The following is a 21,833-nucleotide window of genomic DNA, read 5'->3' on the forward strand; positions in this document are numbered from 1 at the left end:
TCTGCTCACGCAGACCTTTTGCGGTACTCACAGTGGCATCGAACATGAATATTGATCAACCGCTCTACTGGCACCAAGGGCTTTTCCTGCAGCCGCAACATCTTCAGCACAACGACCGGCTCAATGCACATCGCGTGGCGAGACTCGCCCAGGTGTCGATGCCGCACGCGTGGGGCATTGTGTCGCTGCAGGTCGCGGAGGGCGCGCTGGCGACCGGGCAGTTCACTGTCGATCAGTTGTCGGTTCTATTTCGTGACGGCACGCTCGCCGAATTCCCAGGCAACGCGCTGCTGGAACCGCGCATGTTCGTGCCGGGTGAGCTGTCAAACGGCCCGCGCACCGTCTATGTCGGCTTGCGCAAGGTGATGCCAGGGCAGTCCAATGCGGGCATGTATGAAACGCTCGACGCGGCTGCGCGCGCGCAGACGCGTTTCGCTACCCTGGCGGAGCCAGCGGGCGCGCCCGATTACCTATGCGGCAATCGCATCGCGGAAGTCCGGCCAATGCATTACGTGCTGCGTCTTTTCTGGGACCACGAACTGGCCGATCTTGCCAACTACGAAGTCGTCGCGATGGCGCGCATCGAACAGGACGGCGACGTGACACGCCTTTCGCCGCGCTTCGTACCGCCGTGCGCCAACATCGGCGCATCTTCGGTACTGACGCAGATGCTGCGCGACGTGCGCGACGAACTGATCGGTCGCGCACACCAGCTTGAGGTCTACAAACACCCTGCCGATTCGGTGCAGACGGAGTGGGATCCCGGACAAATGCGCCTGCTAATGGCGCTCGCGGTGCTGAATCGCTTCGGACCTTTGCTGAGTCATTTCCTCGAAACGCCACAGGCTCATCCATGGGACGTATACGGCCTGCTGCGTCAGCTCGTCGGCGAGCTGAGCTGGTTTTCGATGCGCTGCGACATGCTGGGCCGCGCACCCGATGGCCAGATCCTCGTCCCGGCTTATCGGCATGACGACCTCGGTCCGCAACTCGGCGCCGTCGCGACACTCATCGGGCAGATGATGAACGAGATCACCTTTGGCCCCGAACAGGTCGTGCGCTTCACGGAGACGAGCGCTGGTTGGCTCGCGGAACTTCCCGATTCGTTCCTCGCGCCACGCAACCGCTATTACCTCGTGGTGGCGGGCGCCGCCGATGTCGGGCAGATCGGCGCGGCCTTGCCGCGCGACGCGAAGCTCGGGGCGCCGAACGAAGTCGATGATTTCGTGAACCGGTCGTTGCCCGGCGTCGAACTGCTCTACCTGCAGGTGCCGCCGCCCGGCATGCCGCGCCGCTCCGGTGCGGTGTATTTCCGCATTGAGCAGATGTCGGAGGCATGGGTGTCGGTGACGCGTTCCCGGGCCGCGGTGCTGTTCTTTCCCGATGCGCCGAAGCAGTTCATCGCCGAACTGGTCGCGGTGACGCGATGAGCAATCGTTTGACGAACTACTGGATGCCGGTGCTGGAGCGAACCCGCCGGGAGATGCTGGCGCCCGGCGCCGCCGCGTCGAACGTGGGCGACACGCTACGCTCGCTGATCGAAGCGGCCAACGCGGCCGCGCAGCGCGCGGGCTTTAGCGAACGTGACGTGCTTGACGCTCAGTTTGCCGTCGCGGCGTGGATCGATGAATGTGCGATGACGCTGGGGTGGGCCGGCGCGAATGCATGGCGAGCGTCGCCGCTGCAACGGCACTACTTCGGCACCACGCGAGCGGGCGTCGAATTCTTCCAGAGACTGGACGCGCTTGCGCTGGACGCGTGGCCGGTACGCGAAGTTTTTGCCCTCGTGCTGATCGCGGGGTTCAAAGGGCAGTTCGCGGGCCGTCCGCAGATGGAGTTCGCCGCCTATCGCAACAGCGTGATCGACTCGCTCGTCAAGGACGGCCACGCGTTGTCGCTGGAACCGTCTATTTCAGGCGAGCGGGCGATCGACTCCGCGAGCCGGCTGCGCCGGCGCCCCAGAGCTGTTTTTGCGCTGCTGATCATAATCGCCGTGCCGCTAGCGCTGCTGGGGCTGCTGTTTGCCGGCTATGAGAGTGCCTTGAGCGCACAGGTGAACGCCTTGCTGGCAGGCCGCTGATATGTTGAAGACTCTTGCATGGGCCATGCTGTGGCTGATCCTGCTACTGGTTCTCGCGCTGCTGTGCTGGGCCGGCGTGTTATCCGTCGGATGGCCCGTATGGGCGGCACCGGCGATGTTCATCGGCGTGCTGGCCGGAGCGTGGCTGCTGCGCGCCGTCTCGCGCGCATGGCGGGCGTGGCGCGTGCGCCGCAAACTGGTGGCGGCTGCCGGAGCGCCAACGGAGTACGATCCAAACCCCGCCGTCGATAGCGCGTGGCGCTCCGGTCTGCGCGTCCTCAAGCGCTCGCGGCTCGCGCGATTCGGCGGTGCCATCTATGCGCTTCCCTGGTTTCTCGTCGTCGGAAAAGCGGCGAGCGGCAAGAGCGCGCTGCTCACTCGCACGCGACTGTCGTCGGCGGTGCGTCTCGTCAATCAGAGCGAACCTGTCGAACCGACGGCCGTTATCGACTGGTGGTATTTCGACCGCAGTGTTGTCATCGAGCCGGCCGGCCATGTCTTCGATTCCCACGATCCACGGCATGCACGCGGTGCGTGGCAACGGCTGTTGCGCTGGTTCTGGCGCGCCCGGCGCCGTGAGCCGCTCAACGGCATTGTGCTCGCCGTATCGGCACGCGATCTGCTTACGGCCGACGCCCAGCGGCTCGCGGAAGACGGTCAGGAAGCGCGGGCGCGTATCGATGCGCTGACGCGTGTCTTCAACGCTCGCATTCCCACCTATATCGTACTCACGCACTGCGATGCGATAGAAGGGTTCGTTGCTTGGGGCCGCTCGTTGCCGGAGCCACTGCTCGCCATGCCGCTGGGCGTCTCGGTACGCAGCGAAAGTGCTTGCCACTTCGTCGGCGAGGTCATTGGCGGCCTGCGCGAACGGCTCGCGCAGATCCGTCTCAAGCAGGGCAAATTCGATCTTCCGGATTCCGAAGCACTATTCTTTCCCGAGCATGTCTCAGAGCTCGAGGACGCGTTGCTGGCGTATCTGTCGCCCGCGTTCGAAGCCAATCCCTACGGTGAAACACCTTTGCTGCGCGGTCTGTACCTGACCGCTGAGGTGACGCAGGACTCGCACGCGCATGAGCTCGACGACAACCGCGCTGGGCACGGGGCGGCGCGCGAAGCCCCCTTGGATCCACATGCTTGCGCGGTGCCTCGCGGGTGGTTCAGCAGCGAGTTGTTCGACAAGCTGCTGCCGTCGCAGCGCGACGCGTATGAGCCGCTGACAAGGTTCCGCCTGTGGCGCCGCTTCCTGCGCCACGCGGCGGTGATCGCATGGCTTTCGGCGTGTATCGGCTTCGCGTGCGTGATGACCTGGAACTACGCCGACACGCGCGCCGTGCTGTCCGAAATCAGTACGCGTTCACCGCGCTCGCTGGACTACTCCGGTGATCTGCTCGCGCGCTTCGCGACGCTTGCGGAGTACGACGCGGTGAACCGGCTTCTCGATGATCACCAGGCGCGCTTCCTCAACAGATGGATGCCTTTCTCGCCTCAACTGAACCGGGTCTCCGATGCATACCGCAGTGGGTTCTGCGCCGCTTTCGAAAAATATGCCCTGCGCGAGGGTATCGACTCGCAATTGTCGGCGCACGTGCCAGTGGTCGCGAAAGGCGGCCCGGATAGCGTACTCGCCGCGTATGCACAGCACTACGCAAGACGTATCAATTTGATCGATGCCGCGCTGGCCGGTCAGCCACTGGACCGGCTCCCTCTGCCGGGCGGTGAGTTGCCGGCGATCGAGTCGGATCTGCATCCCGGAACCCCATTCGATGCGCAAATCGCTGCATACTTCGAGCAGATCTACCCGGACTATCTGCGCTGGCAGGCCAATCGCAATGCGCTGGCGCTGCAACGGCTGGATCTGCGCAACGCCTTCAACCGTCTCGCGCTGCTCGGGCGCTCGCCCGACTGGCTGCTCGCGTGGGCCGACCTGCAGGGCGACCTGGCGCCGGTGACGCTCGCGTCGTTCTGGAACATATCGGACCGGGCAGAATTGCCCCGGGTGCCGAGCGCCTATACGGCCGCAGGCCATCAGGCGATCAATGGCTTTCTGGGCGAACTGGCGAAGGCGGGCGGGAACGACCCGCTGTGGGTCGAGCAGCGCCGTGTGTTCGAGACGCGCTTCGACCAGGCCCTGAACGACACCTGGCTACGCTTCGCCGTGGACTTCAACAACTCCCGCAACTACTTGCAGGACGAGTCGCAGTGGCGCGGCGCGCTCGCTTCGATGCTGACGGCAAAAGGCCCGTATATCCGCTTGCTGGCGACCATCAGCACCACCTTCCGCGAGGTGCGTGCGCTGGATCGGGACGGCACGCACGCGCCCATGCCCGAGTGGGTCAAACTCGCGATGCGCCTGAACGGAGCGCTGGACTGGTCGATCGATACGGCCGGCGCCGGTAGCGCGGGCAAGGGCGCGCTCGGCTATCTGCGGCTGACGAATCTCGTCGGCAAGACGGCTGTCGATACGGCCACGGGCGTAACGACGCGCTTTGGCCAGGTCCGCGGCGACGTTTCGCTCGCGCGCGAGCTCGCAGACTACCAGCGCGACATTGCGGCGGCCATCGAAGAGATCCAGAAAGGCAATGGCCACGCGCTCAAAGTGGCGGGCGATACCTATTCGTTTGCGAACAATGCCAATATCAAGGAAACGCCGCTAATCTCGGCGGCGCGCCGGCTGGACTCACTGGAGTTGCGCGACAAGGCCACGGCGGCTGACGTCACCGCGTGGAACCTGGTTCGCGGGCCACTCGATTTCGTGCTCGACTACGCGGGGCGCGCGGCGGCCTGCGTGCTCCAGCACGATTGGCAAACACAGGTTCTTGCCCCCGTGCAGGGCGTGAGCGATCCAGAACAGATCGCCCAGATCCTCTACTCGGACAGCGGTGCTTTGCCGACGTTCATGTCAGGACCCGTGCAGGCCTTCGTCGATCGTGACGCGTCGGGTTACCGTCCGCGCGAGGTGATGGGGCAGACCTTGCCGCTTAACGGGTTGTTCTATTCGTTTGCAAGCGAGGCACAGCAAGCGCGCCTCGACGCCGCGCAGTCGCGCAAGGACGTACTCGAGCAGCAGAAGACGGACGACGCCCTGAAGCAGAGGCGGCAAACGGAGCTGCAATCGCTCAATCAGGAGATTGGCAGCATGAGCGCGCGAATCGACCAGTTGAGCAAGACGGCGGGCGTCGTGAAGATCACGGCGTTGCCGATCGTCGTGAATCCGGGTGCGACTTCCTTGCCAGAGCAGACCACGCTTGCCTTGCAGTGCACCAGCGCCATCACCACGCTGGACAACTACAACTTCCCGGTAAGCGCCGCGTACAACTGGTCGCTCGCGACCTGCGGTGACGTCACCCTGACTTTCGAGTTTCCGGGTGTGACGCTCGTCAAGCGCTGGAAAGGCCCTCGCGCGTTCATCGACTTCCTTCGTGCGTCCGCTGACGGGCGTTACAAGCTCGATCTGGCGAGCTACCCCGAAGCACAGAAAGCCCTCGCGGCGTCAAAGGTGACGTGGGTGGCAGCCGTTTATAAGCAGGAAGGGCAGGAGTCGCTGCTCGCGGCTTTCGCCGAAATCGACCGGCTTAACGGGCAATTGCAGATGCTGACTAGCCGGCGCGACAGGTTGCGCGCAGAAGGGGGCGCAACCGACGCCAACCTCGCGAGCGACGACGAAATCCTGCAGGAACGATCGGCATCGGAGCCACCCACCGTGATCGCGGCCTGCTGGCAGCCACCGCGCAACCTTGCATCGGTGCGCTCCGCGTTGCCTGCGAGCACCGTGCGAAGCTCGCAAGAGTCGGTCGACGTGAGTATCGCGCCCGCCAGTGGCGGACGTGCCGTTGCTTCGCAGCGTTCCAGCGCCGATACGGCCGGCGCAGGGTTGGGGATGGAAGCACCGGATTATGTGATTCAGGTGGGTCTGTTCGCAAACCCCAGCCGCGCCCAGGCGCAACTCAAGGCCATGGGGCTAAACAGTGAGACAACGGCGATGCCCAGACCCAATGGGGACGCGCTGCTGTACTGGGTCCGCGTGCCCGGCTTCCGTAGTCGGGAAGAGGCCCAGGCCGCAGCCGGCCGCATCGAGGAAGCGCTCGATCTGAAGCCGCGCGTGCTGGCGAGCGGCGGCAAATGACGAGGCCATTGCGCGGCCGGCGGAGCTTGATGCTGCACGCCGGTGCTCATGTGCCCTTCCGGTCAAACGGGAAGGGCGCCTCTAACAGTAGTTGCGTGATTAGCGACCCCGCGCTGCCGCGGGGTGTCCAACCGAGGCCACCCGGGCTGCCGTTTTATTTGTGCTCGACCTTTCATCGACTTGTCCATGGATTCTCTTAGCCGTGTAATTCGCCTCGCGCGCCTTCAGGGCAGCCTCGACCTGCGTTGCGAGCTGGCCGGAACGTTCAATCACGATCACGCCGCGTTGCCAGACGGCGAAGCACAGTTTCATCTGGTGCTGTCCGGCAGTTGCATCATCGAGCCCGAGTCCATGCCCGCCATGCAATTGGTGGAGGGCGACATCGCGATTTTTCCAAAAGGTCTGGGTCACCGCCTGAAAGATAGTGGCTCGGCCATCGAGGGCGGACCGATGCGTCACGAGCAGGACGGAATGATTCCGGTCAAGCGTAATGCAGGCGGTACGCCCGAGCTCGATCTGCTATGCGGTCGGTTTCAATACAACCCGGCGTCGGCGGGTCTGTTGATGTCGGCGTTGCCGAAGATGCTGCATGTATCGCTGAAACAGGTCGCGGACGCCGATGAACTGCGCGCGATGATCGGCCTTATCCGCATGGAGGCGCGTCACAACGAGCAGGGCGCGCTGCAAGTCGTCACGGCGCTCAGTAATGCGCTTTTCGCGATCACGATGCGCGCGTATATGCGACAGGGCAATCAGGATGCGGGGGTACTCGCCCTGCTGGCGGACAGCCGCCTCGGCACGTCGACACGCGCGATGCTCGAAGATCCGGCGCGCCCGTGGACCGTCGATTCGCTGGCCGAAATTTCGGCGATGTCGCGCGCCACTTATGCGCGGGCATTTGGCAAGAAAGCCGGCATGACGCCCTGGGAGTTTCTCACTCGTCTGCGCGTGCATATGGCGACCGACATGTTGATTCACACGCGCCGCAGCACTGCGGATATCGCATCGGACGTGGGTTACCAGTCGGAGGTCGCGTTCGCCAGAGTGTTTCGTCAATACGCAGGCGTGACGCCTGCGCAGCTGCGACGTCAAGGTGAATAAGGCGCGGCGCCGCTGCTATCGAGTGCGCGTTGGCCTGAACCACGCATCCGGTTTCTGACGAAGCCATGTCCTTGTCGTTTCCCGCCTGCCGGCAGGCGGGCACAACCCATCTTTCGACCATGAACCCAGATCGAATCGCTTCCATCACCAACACGTCCGGCACTATGCGCGCGCTCGCGCGAGGCGCCCGACAGCCCGGCGCGTTGCTGATCGCCGCGCTGCTGCTGTCCGCCTGTGCGGCGCCCGTCACCGTCGTGCCAATGCAGTTTGCCGCGAAGACGGATGCAGCGCATTACCGCCGCGTCGCCGTGCTGCCGTTCGATGGCGACGGGGGGCCGGAGGCGACCAAGCAGTTCGAAAGCATGCTGGCATCGGTACGTTATGAGCAGCGCCCGTATTTTACGGTGGTCGACCGGCTGACGTTGCAGAACGTGCTGAGCGAAATGAATCTGCGTCAGAGCGCGTATAGCAATCCCCGCTCCGCCGTGAAACTGGGGCGGCTGGTAGGCGCCGACGCATTGTATAGCGGCTCCGCATTCGTGCTGCCCATTGCCTACTCGCACTCAACGGAAAACCGTGTGCATTGTCCGGACAAGGGCAAGTGCGTCACCGTGCCGGTGCCATGTACCACCAAGACGGCCGGCTTCAAGCTGATACCGCGGCTTGTCGAGGTCAGCCAGGGGAAGGTGGTATATAGCGAAACGAAGACGGGCTCCGCTTCCTCATACTGGTGTGCGGATAGCGGCAGCGAAGTGTCAGCGGCGTTGCTCCTGAATCAGGCGGCAAACGACGCATTCCAGCAAGTGCGCGAGGACATCGCTCCGTACGAGAAAAACGTCTATGTGAACTACAAAAAGGACACGGACGGTATCGATCCAAAGTCGGTCGAGACGTTCGAAGGGGCCCTCGATTTCGCGAAATCGGGCCGCTTCGACCGGGCCTGCTCAATCTGGGCTCAACTCGTGCCGGCGAATCCGTCGAGCGTTGCGCTGCCCTATAACCTCGCCGTGTGCGACGAAGTCAATGGACGGCTCGACTCCGCGCTGGCACGCTATGAGCGCGTTGACAATGCGCTGACGAAGCCCGATGCAGATGTCAACGCCGCGCTCGTGCGCGTGCGTGACGCGATTGCTCAGCGTGCGAGGCTGGCGACGGAAGCAAAGGGTGCGGCTCACGGCAGCTAGACCGCGCTCCAGCGCGCGCGCTCGCCGCAAGAGCGGCGAGCGTTCGTCGGTTCAAAGTGACGCGATGCCGAGACGGTGTGCCCACTGCACAAGCTCAACGATATTGTGCGCTTCGAGTTTCTGCATCATATTCAGCCGGTGTGTCTCGACTGTCTTCTGACTAATCGTCAGCCGCTCTGCAATGTCGCGGTTGCGGCCTCCTTCTGCAATCAGTTTAAGGACCTGGCGCTCGCGCGCCGTAAGCGTAGCCTTCACGACACCAGTGCCCGTTGTCGGCGGCTGTTTGCGCATGGCATCGAGCTGCCCGGCATTGAGCCCCGCGTCGACATACGAGCGGCCGGCTCGCAGTGCGTTGACGGCGTCGAGCAGCTTGTCGGAACCGCTGCGCTTGAGCACGTAGCCATGCGCACCGGCATTGAGCGCTTCTGCGGCGCGGCTCTCGGCCGTATTGGCGGACAGCACGAGCACGCGCGTCTCGGACCAGCGGCGGCGGATTGTGCGGATGACGTCGATGCCGTCGAGCGATGGCAGTTGCAGTTCCGTCACGAGGATATCGGGTCGGTATTTCCGGCACGCGCTGAGTGTGTCGTGGCCGTCGCCCGCATGGGCCACCACTTCGACATGCGGCGCATCGGCAAGCAACTGGCTCAGAACGTCGCGCACCATTTCATGTTCGTCGGCCATCACAATGCGCGTCGTACGAACGGCTGTGCGCGTGAACGAGGCGGTGCCTTTAAGCATGGCCTGCGAGTTCCAGTGCGAGCGCGGTGCGCTAGAGGTGGCAAGGTTGGACAGTGACATGATGGCTCCCGAGTAGTGCGGCCGCGTGGCAATTGCTGTTCTAGTGCCCGCGTTGGTTCCTGCGGCCTGTTTGCGGCAGTGTTGGACTGCCGTCGTTGCCGACAACTGTTGTTGCGCGGTGAAGCCAGTATCGCGTGAGCGTGCAAGCCGATGAACTCTGGTTCCGCTCGATTTTTTCACCAATCCACTCACAGGCCGGTAGAAAGCCGCGCGGCAGCGGCGTTCTGGAGGAAACCCTCGAACCCTTGCGAGATCAACGATGCCCGTTGCGCGCGCGACGCAGTGGACATCGGGCACACCTCTGGACAAGTGCGCGCGCCATAAGCCGAAAACGGCTACCGATTCTGAAAGTCGTTGGGCGTCTCTTCGCCTATCGTCTTGGCCAACAACGAGCCTCGCACGAAAGCTACCGGAGCCCAGCATTGTTTTCGCGCAAGTGCGGCGCTGCAAAAGGGGGATGCAGATGAGAGACGATAGCGCGTGGTCCCGCATGGTCGTCCTGCTGGACCGCTCGAACGTGCGAGACCTGCTGGTGAAGGCTGAGCAACGCGCGACAGAGCGCGTCGGCAAGACTGATTGGCGCGATCGGCCTCATCTTGTCGTGAGGCTGCTTGACCGCACGAGTTCACAGATTATCGCCGTGTCCTGGCGCGATCCGCTTTCCTGTCATTACGGCCATCAGGCGTGGCGCGCGTCGGTGGCGGCGCAGCCCGGTAACTGTGTGATCAGCGGCAGGCCGATCCATTGCGGAGACGCGGTATATCGGCCGGAGAAATGCGAGCCGCCGCCCGTCAATCTGGGTGCAATGATCAGCGCTTTCTATGTCAATAGTGTCTTGCGATGTGCCGGCGCCGCTCAGAGTGCGGCAGAAGCGGGCCCGTTCGAGGGCACGTTTCGCCGTTGAGCCGCTGACCCCGTGACACACGCGGAAGGCAGCGCTGAGCGCGGATATGCCGCAAGGGGCGGGAGCGGCTAGCAGCCGCGCGCAAACACTGAAACATCCAGACAGCCAGGTTGCAGTCGCTTGGTGCACTGTCCGCAAATTACGGCCGAGACCTGATGCGGCTCAGTATCCGTGTAGACACAATGCAGCATCCAGACAGCATTTAGCTGCACTTTGCCACCGTCATCAAAGGCCGGGTTCACATGTCACCAGGAAAATCATCAAGCCGCGTCGCCGGCTTTCTGCTGATTGCGGCGATCGCATGCCATCCCACCTTCGCCGCACCTTCGGCATCGGGCGCCCAAAACGGGCTGGTCCCGTATTCCGCCGCACCGCCAGCAAGTGGCGCGCTCAAACAAGGTGAGACCGCGACGCGCTATCCGATCGTGCTCGTCCCGGGCCTGACGGGAACGGACCGGTATTCCGGTACGCTCGACTACTTCTATGGCGTCAAGTCGGACCTCGAGCGGGGCGGCGCACAAGTTTTCGTCGCGAACATCTCCGGCTTCCAGCGCGAGACAGGTTCGAAAGGTCGCGGTGAGCAGTTGCTCGCTTATGTGAAGAGTGTCTTGACGCTCACGGGCGCAGACAAGGTTAATCTGATCGGCCATAGCCAGGGTGGCATGAGTGCGCGGTACGTCGCTGCCGTCGCGCCGGAACTGGTTGCATCCGTGACAACCATCGGAACACCGCATCGAGGTTCGGAAGTAGCCGACTACGTGACGCAGACGCTGCGCGACGATCCAACGGGATGGGCCGCACCGATCGTCAGCGCGATCATGAACATTTACGGCATGCTCACGAGCAGCAATCACAACCCGAACCAGAACGCCGCGGCAGCAATGCAGTTTCTCACGACAAGCGGCGCCGCGAAATTCAACGCCAGGTTTCCCAGTGCGGGGCTGGGCGCACCCGGCTCATGCAGGAGCGGTGCGCCGGTGGAGTTCGTCCGCGACGCAAACGGCAACATTCAAAAGCATCTGCTGTATTCTTGGACGGGCAGTGCGATCCGTCCTTTCGTTTGGGGGAGCGGCGCAGTTACGCCGTGGGACGCCAGCGTAAAAGCATTCGACCGCGCGCTCTGGATGAATCCCGCGACCGTTGCTTTGGAGGCAACAGGCGCGCTGATGATCGCGCGCGGCGCAGGCACGAACGACGGTGTGGTGTCCACCTGCAGCAGCATGTACGGCGACGTAATTAGCGTCGCATATAAATGGAATCATTCTGACGAGATCAATCAGTTGATGGGCGCGGTTGGGGGCAATGCCGAAGATCCCCTCGCGGTGTTCCGCGCGCACGCGAACCGCCTGAAGATCGCAGGAGTTTGAAATGGACAGAAGCATCGTGGCGCTTTCCCCGCGAAGCGGAGTCACCTTTCTGCGCGAACGTGCGATGCCGGCGATCGTGACTGCCGCGGTCGTGGTCTCGGCGGTGACGGTGGGCTATGTTCTGGCGAGGCCGTCACGCGATGCGGCGGCCATCAACCAGGCTCGTGCGCAGGCGAGTTCTTTGCGCGAGATCCCCGGGCCAGCAGCAGTGACCGCGACTGCGCCGGCTGGCGGCTCCGCGTCGCTTGCCTCCCGTGCACACGTTGCACCGGACGCCTCCGCGACGTCCGTCGGGTCCGCTGCCAGCGATTCGCTGCGGGACACCATGCAGCCGCTGTTGCCGCTGGACAGGCAGGGGCGCTTGCTTAGAACACGCGAAGTGCGGGACTTCTTCGACTACTTTCTGACGGCTCGGAACGAGCGCTCGACGCAGAAGCTCGACGCGGATGTGCGACAGACTATCGACGCCCAGTTAGGCGACATGCCGGCGCACGCTGAAGCGCTCGCCGTCTGGGAGCGCTATCAGGTCTATCGCGCCGCCCTCGCGCAAGCGGAGCCGAGTGCTATCGCGTCGGGCAGCCGGCAGTCTGGTCCGCCTGCAGTTCAGACGTCGCTTGAAGCCCGGGCGCGCATCGCTGCCCGGGTGCTGGGAGAGTGGTCGACACCATTCTTCGGCGATGAACTGGAACGCAGCCGCTACCGTATCGAGCGCATGCGGATCGAGCAGGATCAGTCGCTGAGCGACGCAGAGAAGGCTGCCCGCCTGCGCTCCCTCGAAGACACGCGCTCGCCGGAGCAACGGAGGGAGGCGCTGCGTGAACAGCAGCAGGCGGCGTCGCTCGATATGCTGACAAAGTTAACGGCGCAAACCTCGCCGGACGACAACGCGCCCGTTCGACAGATCGCGCAGCAATTTGGCGAGGAGACTGCGCGCCGCTTCACACAGATGCGGGCGGCCGAGGGTGACTGGAACAGCCGGTACGCGGATTACGCGCGGGAGCGTGATATGTTGCGCGCGCAATATGCCGATCCTGTTGAACGTCGCGTGCGCGTCGAAGCGCTGCGGGGCCGCTATTTCCCGGCCGGCAGCGACGCATCACGCGCGGCATCGCTCGATGACGGCGATCGATGATGGTCGGCCCCATTCGGCGCCTCGCAAGCAGTAAGGGCCGCGTCACGACACCACACAACCCTTGGCGACTGACCGGAACGCGCGACGCTGTGCTGATGACGCGCCGTCACTTCCGCGCACGTCATGCGGCGCGCGTTGCGCTTCCGGGTCCGGGCGAAGTCGCAAATACACGGTGCACAAGAGCAATAAGCCCTCAGGCGTGCCTTGCATCACGGCGAAGCAGTCCTGGACGGTTTTCACGCTGCCTTGTCTGCCGCCATTTACGAAGGGGTCCAGTGATGCAGCGGATACGCCGGCAAGCCTGCAATCTTCATCGGTGATAGCGATCCCGCTCACATCCGCAGTTCCAAACAGCAATTCGCTCTGGCGCTGACGTACAGGGTTGAAAAATGCGGTGTGAGCAGCGCCTGCGCGAATCAGGAAGTCGTCGAGCACGGCGGGAATCGCATCAGTTGCCGCGTATACCAGCGCACTGAAGCGGTTAAAGAGTCCCGCATTTTTATAGTGACTCGTGCGGTACGCAATAACCCCACGGTCGATCAACTGCTGATGAAAGTAGTGCCGCGTCCGTTCTGGCAGGTGGTTCCAGCAAATCCGGTGTCTCGCGAAGTCGCGAATCCACCTGAAATCCAGACGGCTCTGCGGATTGAACGCCACGTCCCGCAGCAGATGCCGGAACAGCGGATCGCGGTGGAGCGCCAGCAGATATTTGACCGGCAACTGACCGGCAGATATGAGTCGCACTAGCGGGTCGATCATCTGCTGCTCAACTGGCGGCAGTTGCGACTGGTATTGGTCGGCTCGCTCGATCACGCTCGCAGCATCGCTCGCGTGGGTGAATCCCCAACGCGACCAGAATGCGGGATTGCGGATCACGGCGAGCAAAGGATTCTCTGCTTCACGGCCAAGCAGCATCAGCAAGACGCGTGGCGTGAGGCAGGCTGTCTTCTGTGGCGCGAGCGAAGCCGAATAGAACGCAGGTTGAACTGCCGCGAGGCTGTTCAGGGCATCTGCGGACGTGCGCCATGCGGCAGGTATCTTCATGGTTTGACTTGGCGTCTGGCGGCTACTGGGCGCTTAGAGCGTATGGCATAAGCGCCACGATCGAAATAATGGAAACGAGGAGGGCAATGCTTCCTGCCAGGACCAGCGCATCGTAAATCTTCTCGAGGTTGGCCATTTCATCGGTCACTGGAATCTGGACGTCCACGTGTGTGCTCGCGTTATATGAATGCCGCGAGATGGTGCGCGTGCTGGCGCAGCATTGCTTTCTATTTCCTATTAATGCTTCGGATTTTTGTACTGTGCTGCAACGGCTGTGCCGAACCGAGTGGCCTCTCGTCGACGCGGTAATGAACATGCGCAATACCGCAAGCTTGGCGAGTGTTTCGAAAGCGGGGCAGCGGCGAGCTCGTCTACATTGAACCGCTCACCCGCATCGGCTCCGGATGACTGGCCCGGTGTGCCGAGGTGGGGAGTTCACTGGCGGGCGTGCGAAATACGCGGAGGCAGGGTTGCTGTCGATGCCCTGTGCCGCTTCTTTTTTGCAACGCAGGCGTTGCAGACTTGATGCATTCCCGGCCAGCGTGAGTTTTTCCAACCATCCACTCCGTCGTCCCAAAACGCCATGACGCGAACTGCTCCACCTGGCACACCGTCTTTGCCCGCTCCCATCCCTGTACAGACAACAGGCCAATCGCGACACCCCGGGCCGCTGAACGTTCGCTCTGAAACCACGCAGGATCGCGCGGCATCCGATGCCGGCGCGCTGGTGCAGGCGCTCATCCCGGCACCACAGCGGCCGGTTGACCTGGATGCTCTGCCGCCGCTTCGGCGCAGCCGCGATAGTCCCGCTGTCGGTCCCATGCGACCGGCGCCTCTTTTATTGGGGCATCGGTTCGAAATGGCGGCCCTTCAAGGCGACGTGGGCGAAATGCGGGACCTGCTTGCGAGGAACGTGGAACTGGATCTGAATGCGACCTTGCATTTCGGTCGCTCAGTGGGCTATTGCGCGCTTTATTACGCGGTGACCGGCTTGCATGAAGCCGCGACACGCCACCTCCTCAAGCTTGGCGTAGAACTTCCCGGTGACGAACAGTGGGTCACCGATGCGCTCTGCAGCGCGGCTGCCCACGGCGATCTTGAACTCGTCCGGCTGCTGGCTAGCGCCGGAGCCGACTTTTCGGCAACTGGAAGCGATGGCATGACTGCGCTCCATCACGCCGTCAGAAGAAGTCACATGCAGGTGGTCGCGTTTCTTTGGGCCCCGTCCCGAGTCGCTTGACCCGCTCCTGGCAGATCAGGGCTGGCATCACACGTGGCTGTTCAACTCCGTGAAGTTGCGGCCCGTGCGACGGGGAGATCTTTCATCAACCTTCACTTCTTGCACCATGAGATTAATTGGTAATCTTTTTAACTCCACCCGTTCGCATGATGAAGTTCCCCATGCACAGAACGTAATGAACCGGATTCCGCCGGACATCATGCAGTTCCTGGTCGAATTCATAGATGTTAACGAGAGCGGCGTGAACTGGCGAAGCACGCGTACCTGGCAGGAATGGGTGGATCGTCATCCGGGGTTCCTGCGGCCACTGTTCGGTGGACGCGCTGACGCGCGACAGATCGAGGACTTTGCTGCCGATATGCGGGCGGGCGGAAAGACGCCCGAAGACATGCGCAAGCTCGCCGCATTGCTAGCCATTCCCGAGGAAGATCGCACGCGTGATCATCTGCTCGATTCCGGTCTCGTCCGCGCGGAGGTTCTCGATCGGCTTGACAACGACGAGTTCGCGTTGCTCGCGTCGGATAAGGGCGTGCGGGCTGTCGCCAGAGGGTTTATTACGGCAGCGCAGATTCGCCACCTCGATTCGATGCTCGCCGTCTACCTTGCCGGACTGAAGTTAGCTACCAGGTATCAAACCATGCCGGCCGGGTATTATCGCGATACTGTCCTGCCAGCGGTGGAAAGAATGATCCGCGCTGGCGCCGACGTGAATGCAACTTACAAATCGGGCAAGACACCGCTGCACATGGCCGGGTTCGCGCCGTTGGTGGAGGCGCTGATCGCATCGGGTGCACGAGTCGACGCCAGGGACGAGCAGGGCCGTACGCCCTTGCACATGGCAGCCGATGCAAGCTGCACGCTGGCGCTGGTACGCGCCGGCGCGACGGTCGAATGCGAGGACATGCGCGGCAGCCGTGCGCTTCATCGCGCCAGAAGCCGGGACCAGACCGCAGCGCTGATTAAGGCCGGAGCCGATGTTCGGGCGCGCAACGCCAGGGGGCGCACGCCCTTGCACGAGGCAGTGGAACCTGCGCAGGCCACACTTCTGAAACTGGCCGGCGCGGACCCGCTCGCGGTAGACAACGCTGGCAATCTTCCGGTGAACTGGAGAAGGCTGCAAACGATGGGCTGGAGATCCTTTTCTCGTGGCCGACCACGGGGTTGAAGCGAAGACCTCGGGCACTCAACGCATGGGCGGACGGGCACCGGCCGCCGCATGCCCCATGCCCCCCTGCCGCTTGCGCGGCGAGCGGCAGGGGGGCACTTCATAGCTGCCTCATGGTCACTTCATAGTCGCTCCATAGCCGCTTCATGCTGGCCTGTGCGAGCCGCAACGACATGCGATCCCATTGTCGTCCGCCGTGGCTGCTCGTTCAGCGCACTTCCATGACCCTGACGCGGGCGCTCGAGTCGAGCAGAAAGCGCTCTATGTTCGCCTGCACGTCGTTTTGCGCAGTGGGATCTTTTGCCAGTTGCTTCAGCGCCTTGACATCGTTGCGGTTCATTCCCATGCTCAAAAGGAACCGGGTGGCTGTCTTGCTGCGGAACCGCTCGGCTGCGCTGACAGGATTGGCCTGAGGCACGACCGCTCGTGCTAGCGGGGCGTCGGCTACAGCCCCGCTGTTGGCAATGGCGCCATTGATCTGGCGCGCTCTGCCAAAGCCCAGATGCCGTGCCAGGATAGCCGCGGCGACGTAACCATTTTTTGTCCCGGCTTCAAGGAAGCTCGTTTCCGTGCTGGCAAGGTCGAAGCCCGAGGCGAGCGAGGCTGCTTCCTGTTTTTGCTGCGCTTGTCTCTCGGCCTGCTCTCGCGCGTCCCGGCGGTTCGTATACGCCTTGTAGACGGCGAAGCCAAGCCATGCCGCTCCCAGCGCCGTACCCACGGCGGTGACCACGGCGATTCCGACGGGGCCGCCCGCGGCAGCAATCGTCAATGCGAGCCCCGTGCCGCCTATTGCTGCGGCAGCGACGCCATAGGTCATTCGCAGCTTCGCGCGCGTCATTGCGAGCTTCGCATTCGCTTCTTCTCGTGCATTGTTGTCGATAAAGAGCCGCGCGAACTCGCCGTATAGCGCATGGGCATGCTTGAGTTCGGCTTTGCCCACCGCATCTTTTGCGTCCTTATATTTGACAACCTTGGAAGCCTTGTCGTCGGCGAGTTCGGCCAGGTTTGCAAAGTCGTTCTCCGAAGCGCTCTCCATTCGGTATCGGACCATGATCGCCCGCTTCGCATTGCCAGAGGCGGCGCGGTGTTCAATGAAGCCCTGAACGAAGTGCAACGCGCCCGAAGCGATCGAGAATGCCGAGCCGACATAGCCGACCGCCGTGGCGCTCACATGAACGCTCGCTTGCGCAAGCATTCTGGCGGCGCCTGCGGTCTTGTTTGCGACGGAGGCAAGCTGGAGCATGCCATCACGCAAGAACGCGACTACCACGACGCGAAGCCCCAGGTTCGAGGTTTGCGCCTCGACGCTCGCATGGCGATAGTCCAGATAATCTGACGCGTCGCGGCCATGCGTGGTGGGACCCGACGCATCGCGCTCGAATCTGTCGTGGCCTTCACGATGACGGGCTCGGCTGAATTCGATCCGGCCGCGGGCAATGGCGGCGTCCGCAAAATCCTTGCTCGAGACGGTGGCCTCAATCAATGAGAAGCCCATCGTGCCGTCAGCCATCCCCAGACTGATATTCGCGTCAACAATCGCCGAACAGCGGCAGACGAGACCGCCAGCGTTGGTTACCTGAAGGCCGGCGTTAGCCGCGGCGGAGCCAGCCCAGGACGAAAAGAGCCCAAGCATTGCTGTTGGGCGCCAGGATGTCTGCGAGTGTACTTTCGTGACAGAAGGTATTGCTCCGGTAACAGCGGCAGTTCCCGGTCTCTGGTCGTTGAGCTTGCGTTCGAGCCGCTGGATGCGGTGCTCCGACAGTATTTCCCTGAGCGCGGCATGAAGTCCCGACGAATCCGCGCCGGTTCTGGCGTACCGTCCCGTGTCATGGCGGATGCGCAAGCTCCCGTCGTTGTCTTTCTGCAACTTGTACAGGCGCCGGCCGACCTCGATCGTACCGCCTCGAGTCAGGAGTTCGTCCAGGCTAACGCCACTCAGCGTTTCATAAGCGTCGTGCGTCGTGTCGAATATGGGAATGTTCAACGGGTCGGCCGTCATTGTGGGGTCCTTATAAGGGCATATCCGTCAGGTCTGTCGTTCTCTCCTGGGAAACGACATTAGCCGAAAACAGGATCTCGTTTTTTTGAAAAACGACCGTGAATATCCACCTTTTCGCAAATGCCAGTGTCAGTTCGCACGTCGGCTCGACTGCGATGGTCGCGCCGCTGCCGTTTTCACAAATCACGCTGGAATTTCCGAAGTGTGGGACGGTTGGCTACTTTACGATCTTTCCAGAGAGTCATTTCTGTGCGGTAAAAAGATAAAATTGGTGGGTTATCAAGTGGCTAACATCGCGACTCAACACGCTCATCCGGGCATCGGCTATGAAACGACAGTCGACGCTTCCTCTGAATTCAGTTCAATGACCGACGCACTCAATGCGATCAACGGCCGGAAGTCCGAACTGCTATCGCAACAGAGAATACGCATACAGTCGAAAACATACAGAATCGCCGACGTGGATGGCAGCATCCGCGTCGTGCGCGAGAACAGGGCCGGGTCACGGTGGATGGCATCGCTGCGCGAGTTGTTCTCGCATCGTCTGAGGGAGGGCGCGTTGAACTCGCGCGCAACGCGCCTTCAACGCGCGTTCAATGCGCGCAGGCAGAAGCCCGCTGAGTCGGCGCCGCAACGTCCGGGGATCATCGCGACGGCGAGTGCGCCGAGCGTGGCGCACAGCATACCGGGGCGAAGCGGCGCAGGCGATGCTCGCGCAGACTTCGCGGATCATGCGGACCTGGTGGAGGACCTCGCGGCCGAGGGTACACTCGCCCAACGCATGATCGATTTCGCGGTTCAAAGCGTCGCGCCCGGCCCTCAAAGTGAGACCGCGTTGCTCACACCCGCTGCAATGCTATGGACTGCACTCGCGAATCATCTGCAGATGTCGTCTGCACCACGCGACATTGCTCATGACGAGGGCTGTCTCGCCGAAGCGCTGAAGGCGGCGGCGATACTAGCGGAAACCGAGCACGGCTTCGGCGCGCTGAGGCAGGCGCTCGGAAGCGCCGTCGAGGTCGACACGCCGGTCGCGGCAGAGGCCTTGCGCATCTATCTTCAAACGCATGCGCAAGCCGTTGCCTCGAGCGATATGGCTCGCGAGGTTCGCGAGGCCGCGCTCGCAGTGTTCGTGACCGACTCGGCAGGCAGTCTGACGGACGACCAGCTCGGGGTTTATTGGGCATGGCGGCAGGGATTTCGCGAGGATCAGCCAGGCGGGCAGCTGGCAAGGGTGAGGGACTACCTTCTTGATTTGCCGGAATGGGTCGATCTTGCGGAGAAGCGCGGAGCCAATCCGGACGTGCGTTGGTACGTCACACCGTTCAGATACGTGCGCGATTCGGTGCGCACGGTGTTTGGCGCGGCCTCGCCGCTAAGCGCGATGAAGCAGGGTTTTGCAAATGCGGAGGCGCCGACGGAGGCAAGGCGCAAGCAGCAGGTTCAAGCTTCGCTGATTGCGGCGCTTACGAAGCTGTCGGACTCGATGGTTTCGTTGCTCGCCCAGACCGTTGCATCGGGCGAGCCTGATCTCAAGTGGAATGCGCGTGCCGCGCTCTCCATGCGCGCAGCGATACTGGATCATTGGGCAGACGCCAACCAGACCGGTCTCGTCGAACGGCTCACGTTCGACGCTGCAGCGATTGCGGACATCACGCGCCGGCTGCTCGACCGGTACGGCTTGCCCTTCGACGGAACGCCGGTGCGCGGGAGCGACGCGGCGGATGGAACCGCCGCCGATCAAGCCGGATTCGACAGCGAAGAGTTGCAGCTAGCGGCGCAGCTTCGAGCAATGTCAGAGAGAATGCTCAAGCGCTCGCAGTGGATCGACATCGAGTCGCTCGCCAAAATCGGCGATTGGGTCGAAGAGCACCAACGCGCGACAGATATGGCAGCCGCCGATTCGATGCTGCTGGCGAACGACATGCAGGCGTTTCGGCAGGACGTCGATACTGTCCGGCGCCTCGTGTCCGGTGTCACTGTTGCGCAGGATCTCAATGCGCAAGGGCTCAAATCGGCAATCGCACAGTTTCTGCAGGTCGCGAGTCCGGGCAACGAAGTATCGTTTGGCTCGGCAACGCGTCGCGGTTTGTTCGTGTCGCCAGGGCTCTCTCTCGAGTACTTCGCGGGTGTCACAATCGAACCCACGCTCGGCTATGCGAGGGAGCGCGGAGCGACAGTGACGGTCGGCGCATCCGAAAGCGGTGGGGGCTTTGTGTCGGTGATTCGCGCTACGAGCTCCGAGGCGGCGGCGGGACTGGCCGCTAACGCATCGGTTGGGGTGGGCAGCCAGATGGTCGTCGCGTTGAATCTGGTGGGTGAGGTGGGCGTGGGGGTTGGCCGGAAAAAGCGACTGGGCGAGGGTGTCACCGTGAGCCTGCGCGGTGAGGGGGCTAGCGGGGAGTTTGAACCAGGTGCTGGCGCCGCTACAGCCGTCTTCGAGTTTTTTGCCGACGCCCGAACAGAGCTTGCATCCCATGCCGAGCAGCCCAGAGATGTCCGTGCCAGGCGCCTCTGGAACCAGTTCGCGCGTGAGTTCTTCGAGCGCGACGTATCCGTTTCGCTGACCGACCAGAGCCAATCGGATATCAACGGCAGAGTGTTTGCCAGCGCGCGCGCTCAGGTCTCCGGTGCAACCGGGTTGTTGGCGGGCGGACCGACGGCGCGCCTGCAGGTCGCCGGACAACTGACGCCGGGCGACAAGCAACGCAGCAAGACTGGGATCGAGCGAACCGTTATCAGGGCGAGCGGTTACGCGGTACAGGCCAACGTTATCGCGAGTGCCACACAGTCGGTACCTTGGCAGAACGAACTGGACATCGACGTAGCGCTCGACAACGACACCGTGCCGGGCATTCCATTGCCGCTGCGAATGAACCGCATGCTGACCCAGGCCGGCTATAGGGACATCCTGCGGATGCACTCGCGCAGCGGACGCACCGTTGCAAATGCAAGCTTTCGTGAACGCGAATTCTATTCGCACGAAGACTTCCGCCGGTCTGTGGAAGGCATGCGAGCGAGTTGGCAGGCGGCACTGGGTGAAGAGCAACTCGCAACCGTGCTGAAGGAAATCGAGGACGTCTCGGACGGCTGGGGCAAGCGCTACGTCGCGCGCCATCGTTTGTCCGATGCGGCAGCGGCACGTATCGACGAGGTCAAGGCATTGCGGCGAACGATCCGCATCGCGCGCACGGACGAGGATCGTGCCCGCGTCGCATTGCAGGCACTCAAGCAGGAAGAGCAGGAGGTTCTGGACGATGACACTTCATGGCGATGCTGCGGCCTGTACGTCAAGGAAACCAAGGTCTCAGAACAGCGGAGCGGTGGAAACTGGCTTATCGACCTGAGCGGACGCCGTTCGGCGGCCGGCACCCGGCGACTGGCCGAGGCTCTCGCGGCTTCCGCGCAGGCTGTGCCGCAACCGGCGAGCATTGCAACGCCCGTGCCGGTGACCGTCGATACGCCGGCCGTGCAGCCGGAACCCTCGGCCGCAGTCCGGCGCGCCGCGAACTCGCGTGGGTTCTTGATCGACCTGGAGATCCTTCCGCGCGCCGGGGCCAAGCGCGGTCTGGACTTTGCGAGTAGCACGCGCCTAAGCGTCGCGGCCGCGATTAACGATTTCCGCGGCATTACTGTTGAGCATCTCGACGACGGCTTCGCGCGGACAGTCGCTGCGCAGGCGGCGTGATC

At 62.9% G+C, this 21,833-nt stretch carries 14 protein-coding genes; 11 read left to right on the forward strand and 3 right to left on the reverse strand.

The window, feature by feature from the left end; all coding sequences use genetic code 11:
• Window positions 1-44: 44 nt before the first annotated feature.
• From tssK to F757_RS0115670, 5 genes are all read left to right on the forward strand, one after another.
• Window positions 45-1,430 carry a type VI secretion system baseplate subunit TssK gene (gene tssK, locus F757_RS0115650; RefSeq protein ID WP_027212215.1) on the forward strand — a complete coding sequence of 462 codons (1,386 nt, stop codon included), beginning with the start codon at window positions 45-47 and terminating at the stop codon, window positions 1,428-1,430.
• Window positions 1,427-2,080, forward strand: coding sequence for a DotU family type IV/VI secretion system protein (locus F757_RS0115655; RefSeq protein ID WP_027212216.1), 654 nt, complete (start codon window positions 1,427-1,429; stop codon window positions 2,078-2,080). The genes tssK and F757_RS0115655 overlap by 4 nt, the downstream gene beginning before the upstream one ends.
• Before the next feature lies 1 nt (window position 2,081).
• The gene (locus F757_RS0115660) at window positions 2,082-6,206 is read left to right on the forward strand and encodes a type VI secretion protein IcmF/TssM N-terminal domain-containing protein (protein WP_027212217.1); all 4,125 of its coding nucleotides are present in this window, start codon (window positions 2,082-2,084) and stop codon (window positions 6,204-6,206) included.
• Window positions 6,207-6,392: 186 nt separating this feature from the next.
• The gene (locus F757_RS0115665) at window positions 6,393-7,307 is read left to right on the forward strand and encodes a cupin domain-containing protein (protein WP_027212218.1); all 915 of its coding nucleotides are present in this window, start codon (window positions 6,393-6,395) and stop codon (window positions 7,305-7,307) included.
• Window positions 7,308-7,426: 119 nt separating this feature from the next.
• The gene (locus F757_RS0115670) at window positions 7,427-8,491 is read left to right on the forward strand and encodes a CsgG/HfaB family protein (RefSeq protein ID WP_198021405.1); all 1,065 of its coding nucleotides are present in this window, start codon (window positions 7,427-7,429) and stop codon (window positions 8,489-8,491) included.
• 51 nt (window positions 8,492-8,542) lie between these two features.
• Here the strand turns inward: F757_RS0115670 and F757_RS36605 are convergent, their stop codons facing one another.
• The gene (locus F757_RS36605) at window positions 8,543-9,715 is read right to left on the reverse strand and encodes a response regulator (protein WP_232221413.1); all 1,173 of its coding nucleotides are present in this window, start codon (window positions 9,713-9,715) and stop codon (window positions 8,543-8,545) included.
• 40 nt (window positions 9,716-9,755) lie between these two features.
• Between F757_RS36605 and F757_RS35810 the strand changes: the two genes are divergently transcribed.
• From F757_RS35810 to F757_RS0115690, 3 genes are all read left to right on the forward strand, one after another.
• Complete coding sequence (locus F757_RS35810) at window positions 9,756-10,196, forward strand: DUF3331 domain-containing protein (protein WP_198021406.1); 441 nt, start codon at window positions 9,756-9,758, stop codon at window positions 10,194-10,196.
• A 242-nt stretch (window positions 10,197-10,438) separates the two neighbouring features.
• A complete protein-coding gene (locus tag F757_RS0115685; RefSeq protein ID WP_084530898.1) occupies window positions 10,439-11,563 on the forward strand; it encodes an esterase/lipase family protein in 1,125 nt (374 codons plus the stop codon).
• A gap of 16 nt (window positions 11,564-11,579) precedes the next feature.
• The gene (locus tag F757_RS0115690) at window positions 11,580-12,695 is read left to right on the forward strand and encodes a lipase secretion chaperone (protein WP_232221414.1); all 1,116 of its coding nucleotides are present in this window, start codon (window positions 11,580-11,582) and stop codon (window positions 12,693-12,695) included.
• Between the two features lie 42 nt (window positions 12,696-12,737).
• Here F757_RS0115690 and F757_RS0115695 read toward each other — a convergent pair whose 3' ends face one another.
• Entirely contained in the window at window positions 12,738-13,616 is an 879-nt protein-coding gene (locus tag F757_RS0115695; protein ID WP_156923640.1) for a hypothetical protein, read from the reverse strand.
• 1,036 nt (window positions 13,617-14,652) lie between these two features.
• On the opposite strand from F757_RS0115695, the gene F757_RS36220 reads away from it, so the two are divergent.
• Together F757_RS36220 and F757_RS0115710 are read left to right on the forward strand one after the other, a co-directional pair.
• Window positions 14,653-14,979: an ankyrin repeat domain-containing protein gene (locus F757_RS36220; protein WP_198021407.1), complete on the forward strand. Its 327-nt coding sequence runs from the start codon at window positions 14,653-14,655 to the stop codon at window positions 14,977-14,979.
• Window positions 14,980-15,154: 175 nt separating this feature from the next.
• Window positions 15,155-16,144, forward strand: a complete 990-nt coding sequence (locus F757_RS0115710) for an ankyrin repeat domain-containing protein (protein WP_027212224.1) — start codon at window positions 15,155-15,157, stop codon at window positions 16,142-16,144.
• A 208-nt stretch (window positions 16,145-16,352) separates the two neighbouring features.
• Here the strand turns inward: F757_RS0115710 and F757_RS0115715 are convergent, their stop codons facing one another.
• The gene (locus tag F757_RS0115715; protein ID WP_027212225.1) at window positions 16,353-18,143 is read right to left on the reverse strand and encodes a hypothetical protein; all 1,791 of its coding nucleotides are present in this window, start codon (window positions 18,141-18,143) and stop codon (window positions 16,353-16,355) included.
• A gap of 364 nt (window positions 18,144-18,507) precedes the next feature.
• Between F757_RS0115715 and F757_RS0115725 the strand changes: the two genes are divergently transcribed.
• Window positions 18,508-21,831, forward strand: coding sequence for a hypothetical protein (locus F757_RS0115725; protein WP_027212226.1), 3,324 nt, complete (start codon window positions 18,508-18,510; stop codon window positions 21,829-21,831).
• The last annotated feature ends 2 nt before the right edge of the window (window positions 21,832-21,833 follow it).

The organism is Burkholderia sp. WSM2232, from assembly GCF_000472545.1.
GTDB lineage: Bacteria > Pseudomonadota > Gammaproteobacteria > Burkholderiales > Burkholderiaceae > Paraburkholderia.